The sequence below is a fragment of the Picosynechococcus sp. PCC 7117 genome (assembly GCF_001693275.1).
Taxonomy (GTDB): Bacteria; Cyanobacteriota; Cyanobacteriia; order Cyanobacteriales; family MRBY01; genus MRBY01.
In genome coordinates this window covers 980,706-996,986 of sequence record NZ_CP016477.1, presented here as the reverse complement: position 1 = coordinate 996,986, position 16,281 = coordinate 980,706, and the positions used below count along the sequence as shown (strand labels likewise).

The 16,281-nt window shown below is 48.0% G+C and carries 16 protein-coding genes; 3 read left to right on the top strand and 13 right to left on the bottom strand.

The window, feature by feature from the left end:
• Positions 1-110 precede the first annotated feature (110 nt).
• The 3 genes from hflX to AWQ22_RS04815 form a co-directional block, all read right to left on the bottom strand.
• Positions 111-1,799 (bottom strand): GTPase HflX, encoded by a 1,689-nt coding sequence (gene hflX / locus AWQ22_RS04825; protein WP_181445693.1) that lies wholly within the window; start codon positions 1,797-1,799, stop codon positions 111-113.
• 57 nt (positions 1,800-1,856) lie between these two features.
• A complete protein-coding gene (locus AWQ22_RS04820) occupies positions 1,857-2,324 on the bottom strand; it encodes a surface-adhesin E family protein (protein WP_143596758.1) in 468 nt (155 codons plus the stop codon).
• A gap of 134 nt (positions 2,325-2,458) precedes the next feature.
• A complete protein-coding gene (locus AWQ22_RS04815) occupies positions 2,459-3,034 on the bottom strand; it encodes a TerD family protein (RefSeq protein WP_062433111.1) in 576 nt (191 codons plus the stop codon).
• Positions 3,035-3,053: 19 nt separating this feature from the next.
• On the opposite strand from AWQ22_RS04815, the gene lpxD reads away from it, so the two are divergent.
• Entirely contained in the window at positions 3,054-4,079 is a 1,026-nt protein-coding gene (gene lpxD, locus AWQ22_RS04810; protein ID WP_065710363.1) for a UDP-3-O-(3-hydroxymyristoyl)glucosamine N-acyltransferase, read from the top strand.
• On the opposite strand, the gene dusB is transcribed toward lpxD, so the two are convergent.
• The 4 genes from dusB to AWQ22_RS04790 all read right to left on the bottom strand — a co-directional run bounded on the left by dusB (position 4,076) and on the right by AWQ22_RS04790 (position 8,805).
• Positions 4,076-5,176, bottom strand: a complete 1,101-nt coding sequence (gene dusB, locus AWQ22_RS04805; protein WP_232321489.1) for a tRNA dihydrouridine synthase DusB — start codon at positions 5,174-5,176, stop codon at positions 4,076-4,078. The two genes, lpxD and dusB, sit on opposite strands and share 4 nt — an antisense overlap.
• Positions 5,160-6,914: an EAL domain-containing protein gene (locus AWQ22_RS04800; RefSeq protein ID WP_065710362.1), complete on the bottom strand. Its 1,755-nt coding sequence runs from the start codon at positions 6,912-6,914 to the stop codon at positions 5,160-5,162. The genes dusB and AWQ22_RS04800 overlap by 17 nt, the downstream gene beginning before the upstream one ends.
• A gap of 33 nt (positions 6,915-6,947) precedes the next feature.
• Entirely contained in the window at positions 6,948-7,955 is a 1,008-nt protein-coding gene (locus tag AWQ22_RS04795) for a PhoH family protein (protein ID WP_012306566.1), read from the bottom strand.
• Positions 7,956-8,085: 130 nt separating this feature from the next.
• Positions 8,086-8,805: a response regulator transcription factor gene (locus tag AWQ22_RS04790; protein WP_030007285.1), complete on the bottom strand. Its 720-nt coding sequence runs from the start codon at positions 8,803-8,805 to the stop codon at positions 8,086-8,088.
• 748 nt (positions 8,806-9,553) lie between these two features.
• Here AWQ22_RS04790 and AWQ22_RS04785 point away from each other — a divergent pair.
• On the top strand, positions 9,554-9,946 hold the full coding sequence (locus AWQ22_RS04785) for a hypothetical protein (RefSeq protein WP_065710361.1): 393 nt from the start codon (positions 9,554-9,556) through the stop codon (positions 9,944-9,946).
• A 351-nt stretch (positions 9,947-10,297) separates the two neighbouring features.
• Here AWQ22_RS04785 and AWQ22_RS04780 read toward each other — a convergent pair whose 3' ends face one another.
• From AWQ22_RS04780 to AWQ22_RS04770, 3 genes are all read right to left on the bottom strand, one after another.
• On the bottom strand, positions 10,298-10,834 hold the full coding sequence (locus AWQ22_RS04780) for a hypothetical protein (protein WP_065710360.1): 537 nt from the start codon (positions 10,832-10,834) through the stop codon (positions 10,298-10,300).
• A gap of 92 nt (positions 10,835-10,926) precedes the next feature.
• Positions 10,927-11,382, bottom strand: a complete 456-nt coding sequence (locus AWQ22_RS04775; protein WP_065710359.1) for a hypothetical protein — start codon at positions 11,380-11,382, stop codon at positions 10,927-10,929.
• A 53-nt stretch (positions 11,383-11,435) separates the two neighbouring features.
• On the bottom strand, positions 11,436-12,014 hold the full coding sequence (locus tag AWQ22_RS04770) for a hypothetical protein (RefSeq protein ID WP_065710358.1): 579 nt from the start codon (positions 12,012-12,014) through the stop codon (positions 11,436-11,438).
• 1,025 nt (positions 12,015-13,039) lie between these two features.
• On the opposite strand from AWQ22_RS04770, the gene AWQ22_RS04765 reads away from it, so the two are divergent.
• Complete coding sequence (locus AWQ22_RS04765; RefSeq protein WP_065710357.1) at positions 13,040-13,660, top strand: CPP1-like family protein; 621 nt, start codon at positions 13,040-13,042, stop codon at positions 13,658-13,660.
• A 24-nt stretch (positions 13,661-13,684) separates the two neighbouring features.
• On the opposite strand, the gene nusB is transcribed toward AWQ22_RS04765, so the two are convergent.
• From nusB to AWQ22_RS04750, 3 genes are all read right to left on the bottom strand, one after another.
• Positions 13,685-14,326 carry a transcription antitermination factor NusB gene (gene nusB, locus AWQ22_RS04760; RefSeq protein WP_065710356.1) on the bottom strand — a complete coding sequence of 214 codons (642 nt, stop codon included), beginning with the start codon at positions 14,324-14,326 and terminating at the stop codon, positions 13,685-13,687.
• A 57-nt stretch (positions 14,327-14,383) separates the two neighbouring features.
• Positions 14,384-15,148 (bottom strand): DUF502 domain-containing protein, encoded by a 765-nt coding sequence (locus tag AWQ22_RS04755; RefSeq protein WP_065710355.1) that lies wholly within the window; start codon positions 15,146-15,148, stop codon positions 14,384-14,386.
• A 257-nt stretch (positions 15,149-15,405) separates the two neighbouring features.
• A complete protein-coding gene (locus AWQ22_RS04750) occupies positions 15,406-16,233 on the bottom strand; it encodes an HpsJ family protein (protein WP_065710354.1) in 828 nt (275 codons plus the stop codon).
• Positions 16,234-16,281 lie beyond the last annotated feature (48 nt).

The window sequence follows — 16,281 nt, the reverse complement described above, 5'->3', positions numbered from 1 at the left end:
CCTCGGAATCTAGTAGACATATCTCAAGCTTAACGAGTCATGTTCTACGCTAAGGGAGAAATTCGCAGTTTTTTGACAATTGGTTTACAATCTCGCGAAAATTTGTCTCTTTATAGTTGTTTTAGCATCTGGGCAAGCCGTTGTCGGAGGGTTTCAAAACCGAGGCGATCGCCCGCAGAAATATAAACAGCGTGTGGATGGCGCAACTTCGCCTCCTGGAGTGCTTCACTAGAAACTTGATCCAGCTTATTAAAAACCAATAGGGCTTGGGCTGGCATAATCGGCATTTCCCCTAGAATTTTTTCGACGGATTCTAACTGATGCTGCCAGGCAGGATGAGACAGATCCACCACATGAATCAACGCATCGGCTTCGGTGACTTCTTCGAGGGTCGCCCGAAACGCATCCACCAGGGCCGGAGGCAATTCGTGAATAAAACCAACGGTATCCGTTAGTAGAATCGTCTGGGTTTGAAAGGCTTCATCGGTGAGGGTCAAGCGCCGAGTCGTAGGATCGAGGGTCGCGAACAGTTGATCCGCCGCATACACTTCAGCATTGGTGAGGGCGTTAATTAGCGTTGATTTGCCCGCATTGGTATAACCGACAATCGCAAAGGTGGGCACATCCTGCCGTTGCCGCTGACTGCGCATCCGCGAACGGTGGGCTTGCAGTTGATCCACTTCCTTTTGCAAGCGGCTGAGGCGACTTTGGATTGTGCGCCGCTCCGTTTCTAGTTTCGTTTCCCCAGGGCCACGGGTGCCGATACCACCCCCCAAACGGGACATAGCCTGACCCCGACCCACCAAGCGCGGCAACAAATATTCCAATTGCGCCAATTCCACCTGGAGTTTTCCGGCGCGAGACTGGGCCCGCTGGGCAAAAATATCAAGAATCACTTCCGTGCGATCGCAAACCTTTACCCCCAGTTGTCGTTCCAGGTTGCGCCCCTGGGCAGGGGACAGATCCCGGTCAAAGACCACAAGATTCGCGCCGAGGGTTTGTACCTGGAGGGCAATTTCTTCGACTTTCCCGGTACCAACCACGGTTTGGGGATGGGGTGTACTGCGTTTTTGCTCCAGGGTGAGCAGCACTTCCCCCCCGGCGGTATCCACCAAGCGGGCCAGTTCCGTCAGTCGATCCTGGAAAGGGCGATCGCCAATATCTGATGTTTGTAAGCCGACGAGAATCACCCGGTCATGGCTTTGATCCACTTGTTGGGCGGTAAATTCCCGGCGAAATTCCGCCTCTAGACCTTCAACCAGATCCAGAAAATCCTGTTGGGAAACCTCTTCTAGGGCTTGGGACTCAGAAACAAGCCAATAGGCATGGCTCGGATGGGTCTGGGGGAGTAAGTGGGCCACATAGACATTTTTCACATAGCCAGCGGCCCCCCGGCCCCGTTTCGTCGTCCCCGTCCCCGTTAACGTAAAGCTTACGAGGGCGTCTAACCGTTGCAGCACCATCGCCGTTAAACTCGATTCCTTGGGCGGTTCATCCTTCGGGCTGGCGGTCAAGCAGCGGATACCCGATAAACGCTCGGCACCATAACGGGGCAATTCTAAGGGGGGAATTTGGGTTTGTCGGGGCGAACCAACCCCCACCCGGATCACCTTCCCCCGGCGATTGAGATAGACACAAACTGCTTGGTTTAGCTCTGTGCTTAGGGCTGCGATCCGTTGGGCTAATTCTGGAGTCGTGAGGCGATCGCCAGGCACAGCCTGTTGATACAGTCGTTGCAACTGCTTGAGTTGACTACTTTTAAGACCTTTGAGATTACCGTGAATAGTATCGATGGGCAGCTTCCTAGAACGAAATGAATGCTAAATAATCATTAGAATATCGTGTCGAAATGTTTTCTATTCGTCAAGGCGAGGGGCCGCCGCCGTATCGGTGCGACCATTGCCACAGACAAAGTCTAGGAGGCTAGCTCCCGTCGAACCGGGGGAAACCGTATTCACTTCCCCTTGATCGCCGTAGTTTTTGTAAAAATCAGTGTTTTCGCCGTTGAGGATAAACACCGAAATTTCCCGTAGACGGGTGACCCGCCGGGAGCAGTCCCCAGAATAATAGGCCCGGGCATGGTAGCGCAATTCCTTCGAGGTGCTATCTCGGTTGACCGCTTCTACTTCCCACCAAGCAAACGGCCCCTGCCGTCTGATGGTTGTGGGGTTGACGTATAGCTCTTTTTCCATGTACTGGCCGTAGTCTTCGTCGTAGCTGCGACTGGCTACCACCTGTACCAGTTCTGCCTGGGCGACCAGGGGAACCGTTAAAATCCCCGTGGCGATCGCCAACGTGCGCCAAAATTTTGAAAAATTACCCATTGCCCGTCCTCCGCAAGGCATCAAAATCAAAAATTGGGGAAGGGTTTTGAGGCGATGTTTTAAAAAATATGCGATCGCCATCTGTTCTACTAGCTGGGAACTTCCCCGAATGCCTCAACCAGCAAGCCAAAACACTATTGATAGCGGTCGAGTAGCGTTTGCAAGCCTCCTTGGTAACCATCACCCACTGCATTGAGACGCCATTCGCCCCCTTCGTTAACGACCTCTGCCATAATCAGGGCTGTCTCACTGGAGAAATGTTCCTGGAGAGAATAGCGCAATACCTCTGCTTTCGTTTCCACGTTCACCAACCGGACATAGGCATTTTGCACCTGGCCAAAGTTTTGCCGCCGCGCTTCCCCGTCATAGATCGAAATCGCGACCACAATTGTGGCGACATTTTCCGGTACTTTCCGAAAATCAATGATCATCACTTCATCGTCACCTTCACCGGCCCCCGTGCGATTGTCCCCCATTAATTTGACGGCTTGTTCAGGATCGGGACTCGTCAAGTTATTGTAAAAAATGAAGTGCTGGTCTGAAATGAGCTTGCCATTATTCCCCAGCATAAAAATAGAAGCATCAAGGTCAAAGTCTGCCCCTGTGCCCTGTTGCTTTATATCCCAACCTAAACCAATAAAAGCGGCGGTGAGGCTTGGTGCAGCTTTCTTGAGGGAAATGCCTTGGCCCTTGTTTAGATTAATCGTCATTTTCTATAGCTAAAATTCGATGAACGTTTCTGAATTAATTCAAGTTTTAAAGTCTGATCTCATTATCGATCATTCCCTCGGAAGTGACCCGGAGATTACGGGGGTCGCCGCCATTGATGCCGCAAAATCCCAGGAAATCAGCTACATCGAAGGGGGGAAATTTGCCGCAAGGGTCGATACAACGGCAGCTTCGGCGTTAATCTTGCCAGCGGATGAAGATTTGCAACAGCGGGCGACGGATCGGGGTTTGGCTTGGCTCAGTACCAAGGAGCCGCGTTTGTTATTCGCAGCGGCGATCAAAGTCTTTTATCAACCGTTTCGTCCGGCACCGGGGATTCATCCCACCGCTGTTATTGATCCGTCGGTGCAGCTGGGCGAGGCTGTCTCGGTGGGTGCCCATGTGGTGCTTTATCCGGGGGTGAAAATTGGCGATCGCACTTGCATTATGGCCAATGCGGTGATTTATCCCGATGTGGAAATTGGTGCTGATACCTTACTCCATGCCAATTGCACGATCCACGAGCGGGTCAAGATTGGCAATCATTGTGTAATCCACAGCGGCGCGGTAATTGGGGCGGAAGGATTTGGCTTTGTGCCCACGGCCCAGGGCTGGTTCAAGATGGAACAGTCGGGGATTGTTGTCCTCGAAGATGGCGTTGAAATTGGCTGTAACAGTGCGGTAGATCGGCCCGCCGTCGGGGAAACGCGCATTAAAACCCAAACCAAACTGGATAATCTCGTCCATGTAGCCCATGGGGGAACCATCGGCTCGAACTGTGCTCTTGCTGCCCAGGTGGGTTTAGCAGGGGGCGTCACCGTCGGGAATAATGTGCTCCTTGGGGGTCAGGTGGGGGTCGCGAACCAAGCAGTGATCGGTGATGGGGCGATCGCCACCGCCCAAACCGGGATTAATAATCGGGTCGCCCCTGGGGAAATTGTCTCTGGTAGTCCAGCAGTACCCAATGCGGTTTACCGGAAAGTTTCGGCCATCTACAAGCGTTTACCGGAAATGTACGAGGTATTCCGCAAGCTCAAGAAGGGTTAAATCACGGCCAGTTGGGGCGTTTTTACGGCGGGAATGCTGTCTTGGTTTTGTATCTGCTCAATGGCTTCATCGAGGAGGGCCTGACCCTCGGCCACGGTGTTGATTTTATTAAGGCGATCGCGAAAATCTGCGGCCCCCGGAAAATCGCGACAATACCAAGTCAGGTGCTTGCGGGATTGGTAAATGCCCTTTTGTCCTTTGTAGGCCCAAAGTCCGTCTAAATGTTCCTTGGCGCACTGGAGCAATTCCACCACGGTTGGTTGGGGTCGCCGCTGTCCTGTTTTGAGGAAATGATCAATTTCGCCGACTAAAAACGGATAACCGAGGGTGCCCCGGGAACACATTACCCCATCAGCTCCCGTTGCTTCCAGGCAGGCGATCGCCGCATCCACTGAAAAAATATCGCCGTTGGCAATCACCGGAATCGAGAGGACTTCTTTGACTTTTTTAATCCACTGCCACTGGGCTTTCCCGGTATAACCCTGGGCCCGGGTGCGACCGTGCACCGTCAGCATTTGCGCTCCGGCATCTTCTAAGCGGCGGGCAAAGTCAACAATCACGATTTCAGCATCCGCCCAACCAATGCGGGTTTTAACGGTCACAGGCACATCGACGGCTTCCACCACTGCTTTAACGATCGCCACCGCCACCTCTGGTTGCCGCAGGAGGGAGCTACCACCTCCTTTGCGGGTAATTTTATTCACCGGACAACCCATGTTGATGTCGATGGTTTGGGCGCCCTCGGCCACGGCTTTTTTCGCTGCTTCCCCCATAAAATCAGGGCGACAGTCAAACAGTTGAATGCTGATCGGCTGCTCCCCCGGGTCAATCTCCATGAGCCTCGGTAAGGTCTGGAGGTGGTGGACTTCCTGGGCGCCTACCATTTCGGTGTACATCATTGAACTGGGGGCGTAGCGACGTACCAGGCGACGAAATACTAGATCTGTGACTCCCGATAGGGGCGCTTGGAGGACACGACTCTGGAGGGCAACGTTACCGATTTTTAAGGGGCTATCTGGCAGGGAGATTGGCGGCGATCGCCTTGGGTCAAAATTCACTGAATTCACTGGGGCCGTGGTGTTAGGGGTCAGGGGCATCAAAGATTACCGAATCATGGGGAAATATTGTCTTGGACAAGAGTAACTGCTCTAGTTCTGGGGCGCTCATCGGATAGCCCAATAAAAAACCCTGGGCGCGATCGCAGTTGAGTTGCTGCAAACACTCTAATTCTGTCTCGTTTTCAACCCCCTCCGCAATCACTAGGCGTTTCTGTTGGTGGGCCGTGTTAATTAGCGATCGCACCACTGTCCGCTGTGCCGATTTTTGGTGGATGTTACGGATTAAGCTGGGGTCTAGTTTGAGGAAATCAAAGGGAAATTTTTTGAGGTAAGTCAAAGAGCTATAACCGAGACCAAAATCATCCAAAACAATTTTGACACCGAGGGTTTTAATCGCCTTGAGGCGGCGAATGGTTAACGGGGCATTGTCTAAGAGGGTTGACTCCGTGAGTTCTAACACGAGGTTTGCTGGGTTTAAGCCATTTTCAATCAGTAAGTGGCTGAGATCTTGGTGGAAGTGGGGTTGATTAAATTGAGTCGCCGAGAGGTTGACCGCCATTTGAAACGTTTGATGGTCTTGGTTTGCCCAGCGGCGGAGCTGACGACAGGCTTGGGTCAGCACAAATTGATCGAGAAGTTCGAGTAAACCGATGGGGTTGGCGATCGCCAAAATTTCCTCAGTCAGAATAGAACCCCTCAGGGGATGTTCCCACCGCAGCAGGGCCTCCGCTCCCACCATCTCTTTTCCTGGCAGTTGGCATTGGGGCTGATAATGAACCGTTAACTGATGCTGGTGATAGGCATCCCGCAGATCATCGGCTAGATCAAGGCCCTTGGGGTAACTTTGCGGCGTCATTGCGTTGGCAAATTGATAGCGCGGCTCCCCTAAATTTTGGGCTTGGCGCTGGGCGGTCTGGGCCTGGGCGACTAAGTCCCTGAGATTGTCGGCATCCTGGGGATACTCAGCAATCCCTAGGCTCACGGACAGGAAAAACTCCTCGGTGGCAGTGGTTAAAAATTGCTCGAAAGCAGCAAGGATTTCCTGGGCGATCGCCCCGGTATCGGCCTGGACATAGGCGCGATTTAAAACGAGGCAAAATTCCCCAGCCGCCAAACAAATGACTCTTCCTCGCCCTTGGAGCCCTTGATTTAGACGATTGATGATCGCCTGGTTGAGCGTGTCAATTTCCTGGGGTTCGAGGTCAGCACAGATCTGGGCAAACCGTTCAAAGCCAACGACAAATAGCGGTAAAAATGCAGCATCATCCTGCTGGAGAGTCAGGGCGATCGCCTCGAAGGTTTCCTGGAGACTAAAGCGATCGCCGCAATCATTTCTCAGTGCTGGGGGCGTTGTCTGGGGCACTGCCTTTGACGATGCATCTGGGGAGCTATAGTGCTGTTGCAAAGAAGATAACTTACTCAACCGGATGGCGATCGCCGACAGTAACTCTTCTTTTGTAAATGGTTTTGTTAAATAATCATCCGCCCCCAAACGCATTCCCTGGCGAATGTCCTGTTTTTCCGCCCGGGCCGTTAAAAACACAAAGGGAATCATTGCCGTTGCCGCTTCGGCCTGGAGCTTTTGCAAGACCCCATAACCATCTATTCCCGGCATCATCACATCACAAACAATCAAATCCGGTTGGTGCGCCAAGGCTAACTGCACACCCTGATGTCCCCCGGCGGCTTCTAGGACTGCATATTGCTGCTGCGTTAGGATTTTGCGGATTAGCTTCCGCACAATATCATCATCTTCAATGACTAGAATTGTCGTCATAACAAAATAGGTGATTAGGGTATGGCCCCCTTGCTACCCTCCTTTCGTTTGTCCCAAAGGCCGCCGTTTTTGGCTGGTCGTACCATGGCTCTCAAATCGATCATAGGCGCTAACGATTCTCTGGACGAGGGGGTGACGCACAACATCAGCATCTGTCAGATAACAAAAGCCAATCCCTTCTACAGACTGGAGAATCTTACTCGCCATAATCAATCCCGAAGACTGATGACTCGGCAAATCCGTTTGGGTGATGTCCCCGGTGATCACCATCTTAGAACCGAAACCCAACCGTGTCAGCACCATTTTGAGCTGGGCTGGGGTCGTATTTTGGGCCTCATCGACGATCACAAAGGAATTGCTGAGGGTGCGTCCCCGCATATAGGCTAATGGTGCGATTTCAATGCGCCCTTTCTCCATTAGTTCAGGCAGTTTCAGCGGATCGATAAATTGGTAGAGGGCGTCATATAAAGGACGCAGGAAAGGATCAACTTTTTGTTGCAAGTCCCCCGGCAAAAAGCCTAGTTTTTCCCCAGCTTCCACCGCTGGCCGGGTTAGAATCAAACGCTCAACCTCATCCCGGAGCAGGGCTTGGACGGCTAAGACTGAAGCGAGAAAGGTTTTCCCGGTACCCGCCGGCCCAATGCCAAAGGTGATGTCATGTTTTTGAATGAGTTGGATATATTGGCGCTGTCGAAATGTTTTGGCGCGGATATATTCGCCACGCCTGGTTTTTCCTAGGGTCTGCTTTTGGAGGTCTTGGTATTCTTCGACTTGGTGGGTATCGATGGCATGGAAGGCCGTCAGTAGATCTGGTTGGGAGATGTGTTGGGCTGTTTCCCAAAAAGGTTGCAGGAAATAGAGCGCTTTAATGCAACGATTAACGGCCTTTTCGCGACCTCGCACCAGTAGCTCTTGTCCCCGTAAGACCACAGTTGTGCCGGTGTGCTGGGATAGAAATTTGAGGTTTTCTTCCTTGACGCCAGAGAGGGCGATCGCACTTTCTAGGCTGGGGAGTTGAATGGTTTGCGAGGTTTCACTCATGGGCAAAGCAAAAAAATAGATCAGCCTTAATTATAGGCAGCAGAGGGAAGAGAAAAGACCAAGATAGGGTTTCGGACCCTCACTTTTGGGGGTCTTTTCCTGTCAGATGACGCTACAGACTGGGAACTGATCAGCGGGTTTCGCTAAAGGAGTTTAATGTTGTTTCAAACATATAGCCCACACCCCGCACGGTTTTGATTGGGTTTTCTTGCTGCATGAGGTTGTCAAGTTTGCGACGAATTTGTCCGATATGGACATCCACTACCCGTTGATCGCCTAGGTAATCGTAGCCCCACACTGCTTGAATCAGTTCTGAGCGCCGCCAAACTTTGTTCGCATTTTTCGCGAGGAAGTGGAGCAGGTTGAATTCTAGGGCCGTTAGGTTGACGGGTTCTCCCTTGACAGCGACCACATGGCGCATCGGGTCAATGTTTAAATCAGCAAAATCGAGGCTTTGGTCTTGGGCTGGGGGGGCAACGGGCGATCGCTGACGGCGGAGGATCGCATGGACACGATGTTCAAGCTCAATAATGTCAAAGGGTTTAGTCAGGTAATCATCTGCCCCTTGGGTAAAGCCTCGTACTTTATCGGTCGCATCGGTGCGACTGGTCAGGATCAACACGTAAGTATCCTTCGACTCCTGCATTTGCTCACAGAGGGCATAGCCGAGGGTATCTGGCAGATTAATGTCGAGGATTACCAGGTCAGGACTAAAGGATTGAAATGTTTCTTTAGCGGATTGTCCATCCGTTGCTGCTGCTACTGCATAGCCTTTCTGCCCGAGAAATCGAACAATTAGTGTGCGAATTGCTGGATCATCATCAACAACTAAAATTTTGGCACCGGCCATAGACTCTTCAAGATACTTTCGGCGAATAGTAAATCAAGGCTTCAAACTAAAGCTTGTTTGATTAGTGTGCGATCATATTCCTCCCTAACACATTATTTTAGTGTAATTCTGCGAAAAGTCTATGGCGATCGCCCTGAGCCGCCCCAGAGTTTTTTTTAAATTCAATTTGACCAGTGGGCAAGCCCTAAAAACGGCCTGAAGGGAGCCAGAACATAAAAAGCAACTTTTGCTGCTTCCCCAATCCCCACGATGACTTTCCGAAGTAGAAAATTTTTCCTTCTTCTTTTTTTGATAATTTTAGACAACCTTTGCCTATCAAATTAATTGTGTTAGAAAAAAGATGCATCACTAAGCTTTCAAAATTGAGACTTCAATTTATCCCAAGAAGTTAGAGGCAGACTAGATTCAGACTACTAAACGAAGGTCGTCAATACCCCTTTTGTTTATGCAATACTTATTCACTATTTTTGAGTATTGAAACATATCTTGAATTTTTATTTAAACTACGTAGTCATGCTTTCTCAAATATTGTTATCATTTAGGGGGAGAGCATCAATATTTCAATCACTCAACCTCGAATTTTTCTCATCGTAAACATAAATAATTCATAACCAAAAGCATTGAGTACAACATTAAGCACCAACAAACCCAAGAGATGTGCTTTCAGCAAAAGTTCTTTTACAAAAAAATTTACTCAAACTGATCGCTCCAATATTGATCAATTAAGTCAAGGGATGGAGAAAGCAAAATGAATAAACTGTTTACAGCAGCCCTTAGTGGTCTATCATTTATCGTTGTTCAACAGGCAAAAAGTGAACCTGTATTCATTGATTTTGATTACCAGTATCGGTATGGTTATGAATATAATTACGACTATGATGACTATACCTATTACTACCACGCCAATGTCTACACCTATAGCGATGATTCGGTTGTATTCCCAGTCAAAGTACTCGTTAATGCGGCATGTCAACAACCACAATACCCCATTGTATTAGGCTCTGAAGCAGATATAAGCAACGGTACAGATGTCTTGATCGAAGAATCTAATGTCATTATTGATAATGATTTCAGTACAAATTGCTCTGCTTTTACAGAAAAAAATGTCCTGCTGCTCTGGGAAGAAAGCGATATAAAATAGGCGTCCCTTCTGGTTTTTCTTTCTGTAAAGCTGTACTGTTTAAAAATAGATCTTAAATTATAGAAGCACTTTGACTTTATTTTCTTGAGTTACTGATACAAAATCAACTCAAGAAAAATACTGTGAACTAAAAGATACAGTAGGATATTTCAATACAACAATTCCATGTCTATTTGACGGATTTCTAAGTATAGTAATAAAAACACTTGGGGTCAGTAAAAAAACGACCGTGTTTTAGTGCTTTAGAATGCAAAGACAGGCGTCACTGTAAGCTGAAGATTTTTTAGCCGCTCTTTTTTTATTTTCGTAGAGCCTTTGAGATATTTTTCCTCACCATTCAAAATATTATATTTAATCAGTCTTTAAGTAATTAGCAGACAATTCTACATCATCATCTAGCTTATTGTGACTCGATTCATTTTGTCGGGCTTCATTTGTACTAGAAGTCCGTCCTTGTGAAACCAACCGAACCGCAGAACATTGCCGCGCCAGTACTGGATAAACCTCTGGGTCTACTTGAATGCCTGAAGAAATCATGTCAGCACAAAGTTTGACTGTTTCCGCTGAAGATTGGATTTGAAACTTTGCTAATTCGGCTTGTTCTCTTTCCAGTAGGGTAGTGCTGAAATCTCTACAGTTGCTGCCCACTTGACCACCGAGAGGCACAATAATGGCACCGGAAAGAGCATAGGAATTTGAAGTGTTGCCGTCAAAGCTATTTCCATTTGCAGAGCCACTGAGCACAAAGGAAGGGCGGGGACAAACGATCCCTCTAAAACCGTAGGTGGCACTTTGACCTAAGTTGTACACAGCGGTTTGGTTGACTACCCCAGTCGCACTATTCCCCAATGAATTTTCATTATTCATCGTATTACTTTGATCTTGCATCGTTTGAGCCGCTCCGTAAATAGGAGTCAGGAACACTGTGGAGACAGCCGTTAAAAGTGTGAAGAATTTTCGACCAAGCATAAATAAAACCTTTAGAACTCAACGGAGAGATTGCTTTCAAAAATAAAGGTGGTGCCATAGGTCTCTGCTGAGCCTTTGACCGTTGTAGAGGAACCTCGTGTTGTAAATTCTGATGCGTACGAATATTGACTTTCGACTGTGTAATTTTCAAATTCGACACCACCATCGATGGGGGTCATCGATCCGGAAACTACATTTTGAGAGAATTCCGTTTCGAAAATGCTGGATTGCCCACGAAATTCTTCTGTAATATCAATTTCTGTGGAGCCGCCGTAGAATGGCTCAATGGAATGAAAAAAATTAGCCCGGATTGTGGGTTCAGAGTCGAAAGGATCTGGCTCTATGTCGATAGTTAAGGGTTCGCCTGCATATAAGCCATCATAATAAGGCTCGCCCTTGAGCAGATTACCCGCAAATGCCGGGCTGGCGACGAACAAGGTCATCGCCAAACCTAGCATTTTTTTCATGATTCTGTCCGTAATATTAAAGAACTTAGCTACGAGACAAACCACTGACAAAATTAACGGTTGCCGGCAGCAGTTTCATGGCTATCAGTTGTAGATCGCATGATAGCTTCAATGGTGCCAGTAACTTTAGAATAGCCACCAAAGGTTTCATTACCAGTCTCATGGGCACCGGCAACATGGAAGGTAAAGCCGTCATAATCACTTGTTGTAGTAAAGTCAGATGCGATCGTATTTTCAGTACCTTCTAAGGAAATTGTGCCTTCTGTGGTACCAGAAAAATCATCTTCAAAAAAGTCAACGGGACCGCCACACTGGTTACATAGAGCACCGTCTTGAATGGTACCTTCAACAGTACCTTCAAAAGTTCCAGTTAATGCAATTTCACTAGAGAGTTCACCATCTACACTGGTTGTTACAGTTCCATCGTAGTATTCTTTGTAAGCATAGTTAGACCATTCACGAGAGCCGTGATACCAATCTTTGCTTTCCAGATCAAGATTAGAAGTCGTTTTGGAGGTGCTGTGTTCAAATGTGTTGCGGACGTAGCTTTCGCCAGCCTGTGCGGCTTGACCGATGGCACCAAAAGCGATGATGGTTGCGAATGCGATTGTAGAAGAATTGAATTTAGCCATTGTAAGGAATCCTCAATAGAATTCAGTTTGATTTCAACAAATGCGTAACTAATTAATTTAGTCTTGCTGCTAGGCAAAGGTAAGACCCAAACTATCAAGTCTAAATTTCCCGTATAAACCAAGCCTCAGAACACTTAATTTCCTTAAAATCTCGGTAGAGGAACTACTCCCTACTTCTAGGATTTTTTGGAGAAACACGTACGTATATTGCTTGAATTCTTGCAAGCAGAGGCTTCAAGTGCCCCAGAAGGATCTCCATGAACCTTCTCACAAAGGAGAAAGATGAATAAAATACTTCTTTTGGGATAAAAATACGTGTTCCCACTGAGGCAGATTGTGATTTACTCCTTTTTGTTACTTACGTATTTGTTTGTACTTCAGTTTTATTACCTTTCAAAAGGAAGGTCAACCCTTTAAGGCTTGATTTTTAGAAATTCTATATAATGAAGCTTTTTTCTATAAAATTAGTGCCTAATTAATCTGAGGTTAAAAGAAGCTTCATGAAACTGACAAAATTCAGGGCATCTTTAACTAATTAACATAAACTTATGTTTACAAAGCCAGATCGAAAGAAAGACGATCCATAAAAGATCAAGCTTGAGTTTTTAAGGTAGGGTCAATCGACGAAATGGACTTATTTTCATGCCGAGTGCGATCAATGGGCACAAACCGTAGTCTGGGAGGATTGTATTTTCGTGCTTGTCTGTTCATTGGCCTCTACACGATCGCTTAGTGGAGGGTCTTTGGGATGGTCTTTAAGATTTTGTACATTGCAGCGGGTTAGGGAGCCTGAGTGGTTCGAGTACCTACTCCGTTGATCAGCTAGCGTTAGGTATGGGGATGTATGCTCTCTGGTCTGGGCAAGTCTTGAGGCGATCGCCCCGGCTATCATCACCAGAAAAAATTTTGCTCTATGGAAAGCGCACCGGAAAACGCTCATAATAATAAACTGTATGATGATTGGGTTACATTAAGAATCTAAGGATGTTCCAATAACCCAGTGGCATGCTCACAGGAGGAGGAGAATGAGCGAACAAAATCCCTACGAAACCCTTGGGCTTGCAAAAACGGCTTCATTTGAAGAGATCCAAGCAGCCAAACAAAAACTAAGCGCCCAATACGAAGGCGATCGCGCCGTAGTGGACAAACTCGAAGCGGCCTACGATGCGATTATTATGGATCGCCTTAGACAACGACAACAGGGCACCCTAGATGTTCCGGATAAAATTCGCTTTGCAGAAACTTCTCAGAAGAAGACGCAGGCGTCTCAACCGTTGGTGAAGTCTCCCGAACTGCCCCAGTGGTTGGTCAATTTACGGGATACACCAGAAACCAACACTCTATATACTGCCCTCGGTGTCAATGGGGCGATCGCCATTGCCGGAATATTCCTCGCAACGGATCTCACCTCAACTCTTTTGACTGTGGCATTGATCGCGAATATTTATTTGCTTTACCGTAAAGAACAGCGCTTTGAACGGGCTGCCCCCATTGGGTTTGTCGCCCTGGTCGCAGGCATTGCCCTCGGTAGTGGTGTGAATGCCATCCTCAGTAGCGCTGGCGTCACTGTGGCGATCGCCCCCGAACATCTCCTATTAGTGCTCACCAGTATTGTTTTTGGCTTAGGGACGAGTTTCTTAAGATAATGATAATAACGACCTAGAGGGCATCTATTTGAGGCTGTCCTCAGCCCGGAGGCGATCGCTAACCCGGCGCAGAACACCGTTAATAAAACGATGGCCGTCTTCGTCAGAATAGCGTTTTGCTAGTTCTACGGCCTCATTGATGGCCACTTTATAGGGCGTTTCTAAAAACAAAATTTCAGCTACAGCGATGCGCAGAATATCCCGGTCTAAGCGGGGCAGACGATGGTATTGCCAATCCACTAAAGACCCGTCAATGACCTCTTTGATCTGATTATTGCGACGGCGGAGGGTTGTGAGAATCTCTAACGCAAAATTGCGCACCTCATGTTGGCGGGTCAACTGCAAAAATTCTGGCAATTCCACCACATGACCCAAACGATTAATTGCCGCACGAGTCAATTCCAGGGCATCTGCGGCCATTGTGCGCGCACTTTTGACATTAACCGCTAACGTTTCACTTCTGAGTAATTGCTCCTCCGCCCGGGAAACTTCACTCGCCGCATCCTCTAAAATGTCATGGATTTCGCTACTCAGGGTCCGAACCGCTGCCAACATCAATTCATCAAGCTCTACGGCTTCTAATTTATCGGGCTTGCCTTTGATCTGACTCAAGCTCAATAGAGCAATTTCACGGGCAACACTACGGGGCTGTTTACGGGCGGGCATAGTCTAACTAGGGATAAACAATAAGGAAAATCAACGTCACTCAGAGGCACCATTAAACTACACTTCTTCCTCTAGAGAAAGCATATCCGCCTGGGGACTATTCAATTCTTCAAGGGGACGCTCCAATTCACGGGACTTTTTACGGCGGGTGAGATTGAGGGGAATTGTGCCCCGCACTGATTTTCGTTCAGTTTCTACATCCGGGCTGACAATGCCCCCAGAAATTAAGACTTTAAAGGCATCCTCAATGGACATTGAGAGGTTGATCACATCATCTTCTGGCACCATTGCGTACCAGCCAGAGGTGGGGTTCGGAGTCGTCGGAATAAACACACTCAAGAGAGGATCGGCCACCTGGGCCTGTAATTGGGGACTGACTGTTCCTGTGACAAAACCTAGCGTCCAAACACCAGGTCGCGGATATTCCACCATCACTACCCGTCGGAAGCGACTCTGGGAATCCCGCAAGAGAGTTTCTAATAGTTGCTTGAGGGTTTTATAAATTGCGCCTGCTAGGGGAATCCCTTGGAGAATTTGTTCCCCCACATCCAACAGCCAACGTCCGACAAAATTTCGTGCCATCAGACCGATCACCAGAATAAATGTCAGGGGAACGGTGATCCCAACGCCAATATTTAAGGCATTGGTCAAGATTGGGTCCAGGCCATCGAACGGATTAATCTGCTTAGGGATTTGCGTCAAAAAATTAATCACCCAAGTCGCAATTGTGATCGTCAACCAAATGGTGGTCGCTAGGGGGATAACAACGAGCAACCCGGCAATCAGATCGTTTTTTAAATCTTGTTTCAGACGTTCTAACACGGTAGGGCGAGGTTTCCTGGTAGGGAGATGGTGGACGAAATGGCGGGAATATATACAGTGGGTAGTCGTTTTTGTCGGTTTAGGAAATCAGGGAAATTTTGGGGACTAGGGTAGAAAAATAAGTGAAATGTTAAGAAAAAAGACGACGTAATCTATTTTACTGAATTCTTTGGGGTTGCCAACGTGTCTGGGTGCTACTGTGCTGGAAAAAATGGGGTGACAAGTACCAGTCGAGGTCACCCCAAGCGGGAAAAATATTATTCGGAATCGGCAGGTGCTTCAGGTTGAGGGGCTTGGGATGGGCTTGTTTTATTGAACCAAGTATTACGAACGCCAAGCCAACCCACAATCAGATAAGCAATTCCTAACAAGAGACTCCGGATAGTGGTTGGGATAATTTCCTGGAGGACACTGCGGTTGGCTTCTTGGCGCTGTTGTGTCTGGAGTTCAACAACGCTTTGTTGTAATTCTTCTAGCCGCGCATTCAGGGCTTCGGGGTCATTGACGAATGTTTGGTAGTTGAGGAATTCTTGTCTTTGGGCTTCGACTTCGGCGATCTGCTGGGGGGGAACTTGACCAGAGTTGAGGGCTGTTTCGATTTCTTGAATCTGTTGCTCTAGTTGTTGTTTGGCTTCGGGGTTTTGGGCAAGGGCCTGGAGTTGGCTGTATTGCTGCTGGACTTGTTGTTCCCGTTGTTGGGTTTCTTGTTCAATTTGGGCGATCGCCTGTTCCCGAATGCCCTGCATATTATCGAGGTGGATAGGGATGAGGATCAAGAAGATCACCCCAAGGACGAGAGAAAAAAGAAAACTTACAAAGCGACCATCTGTAATGGAGGCGCGCAGTTTTGCTGATTTTCCGGCATTGTCATCTAGCCAACTGCCCAGAAGCAGAGCCACAATCCCAATCAAAGGGTTAATCCCTCTACCGACTACCTGATTTGTGAAATTAATTTGCCAAGCATTGTCCAGGGGCAGCCACGGGAAGGCGGCAATGACGTAATCAACGAAAGAAGAAATTAACAGTACGCCCCCCAAAATCTTGAGGCTCAGGGACGTAAAAGAAGCAAGGCGAACATTATTCATACTTTATGTATCAGTCAATGGGCGTTTATGGGTGTCACCACTAGAATG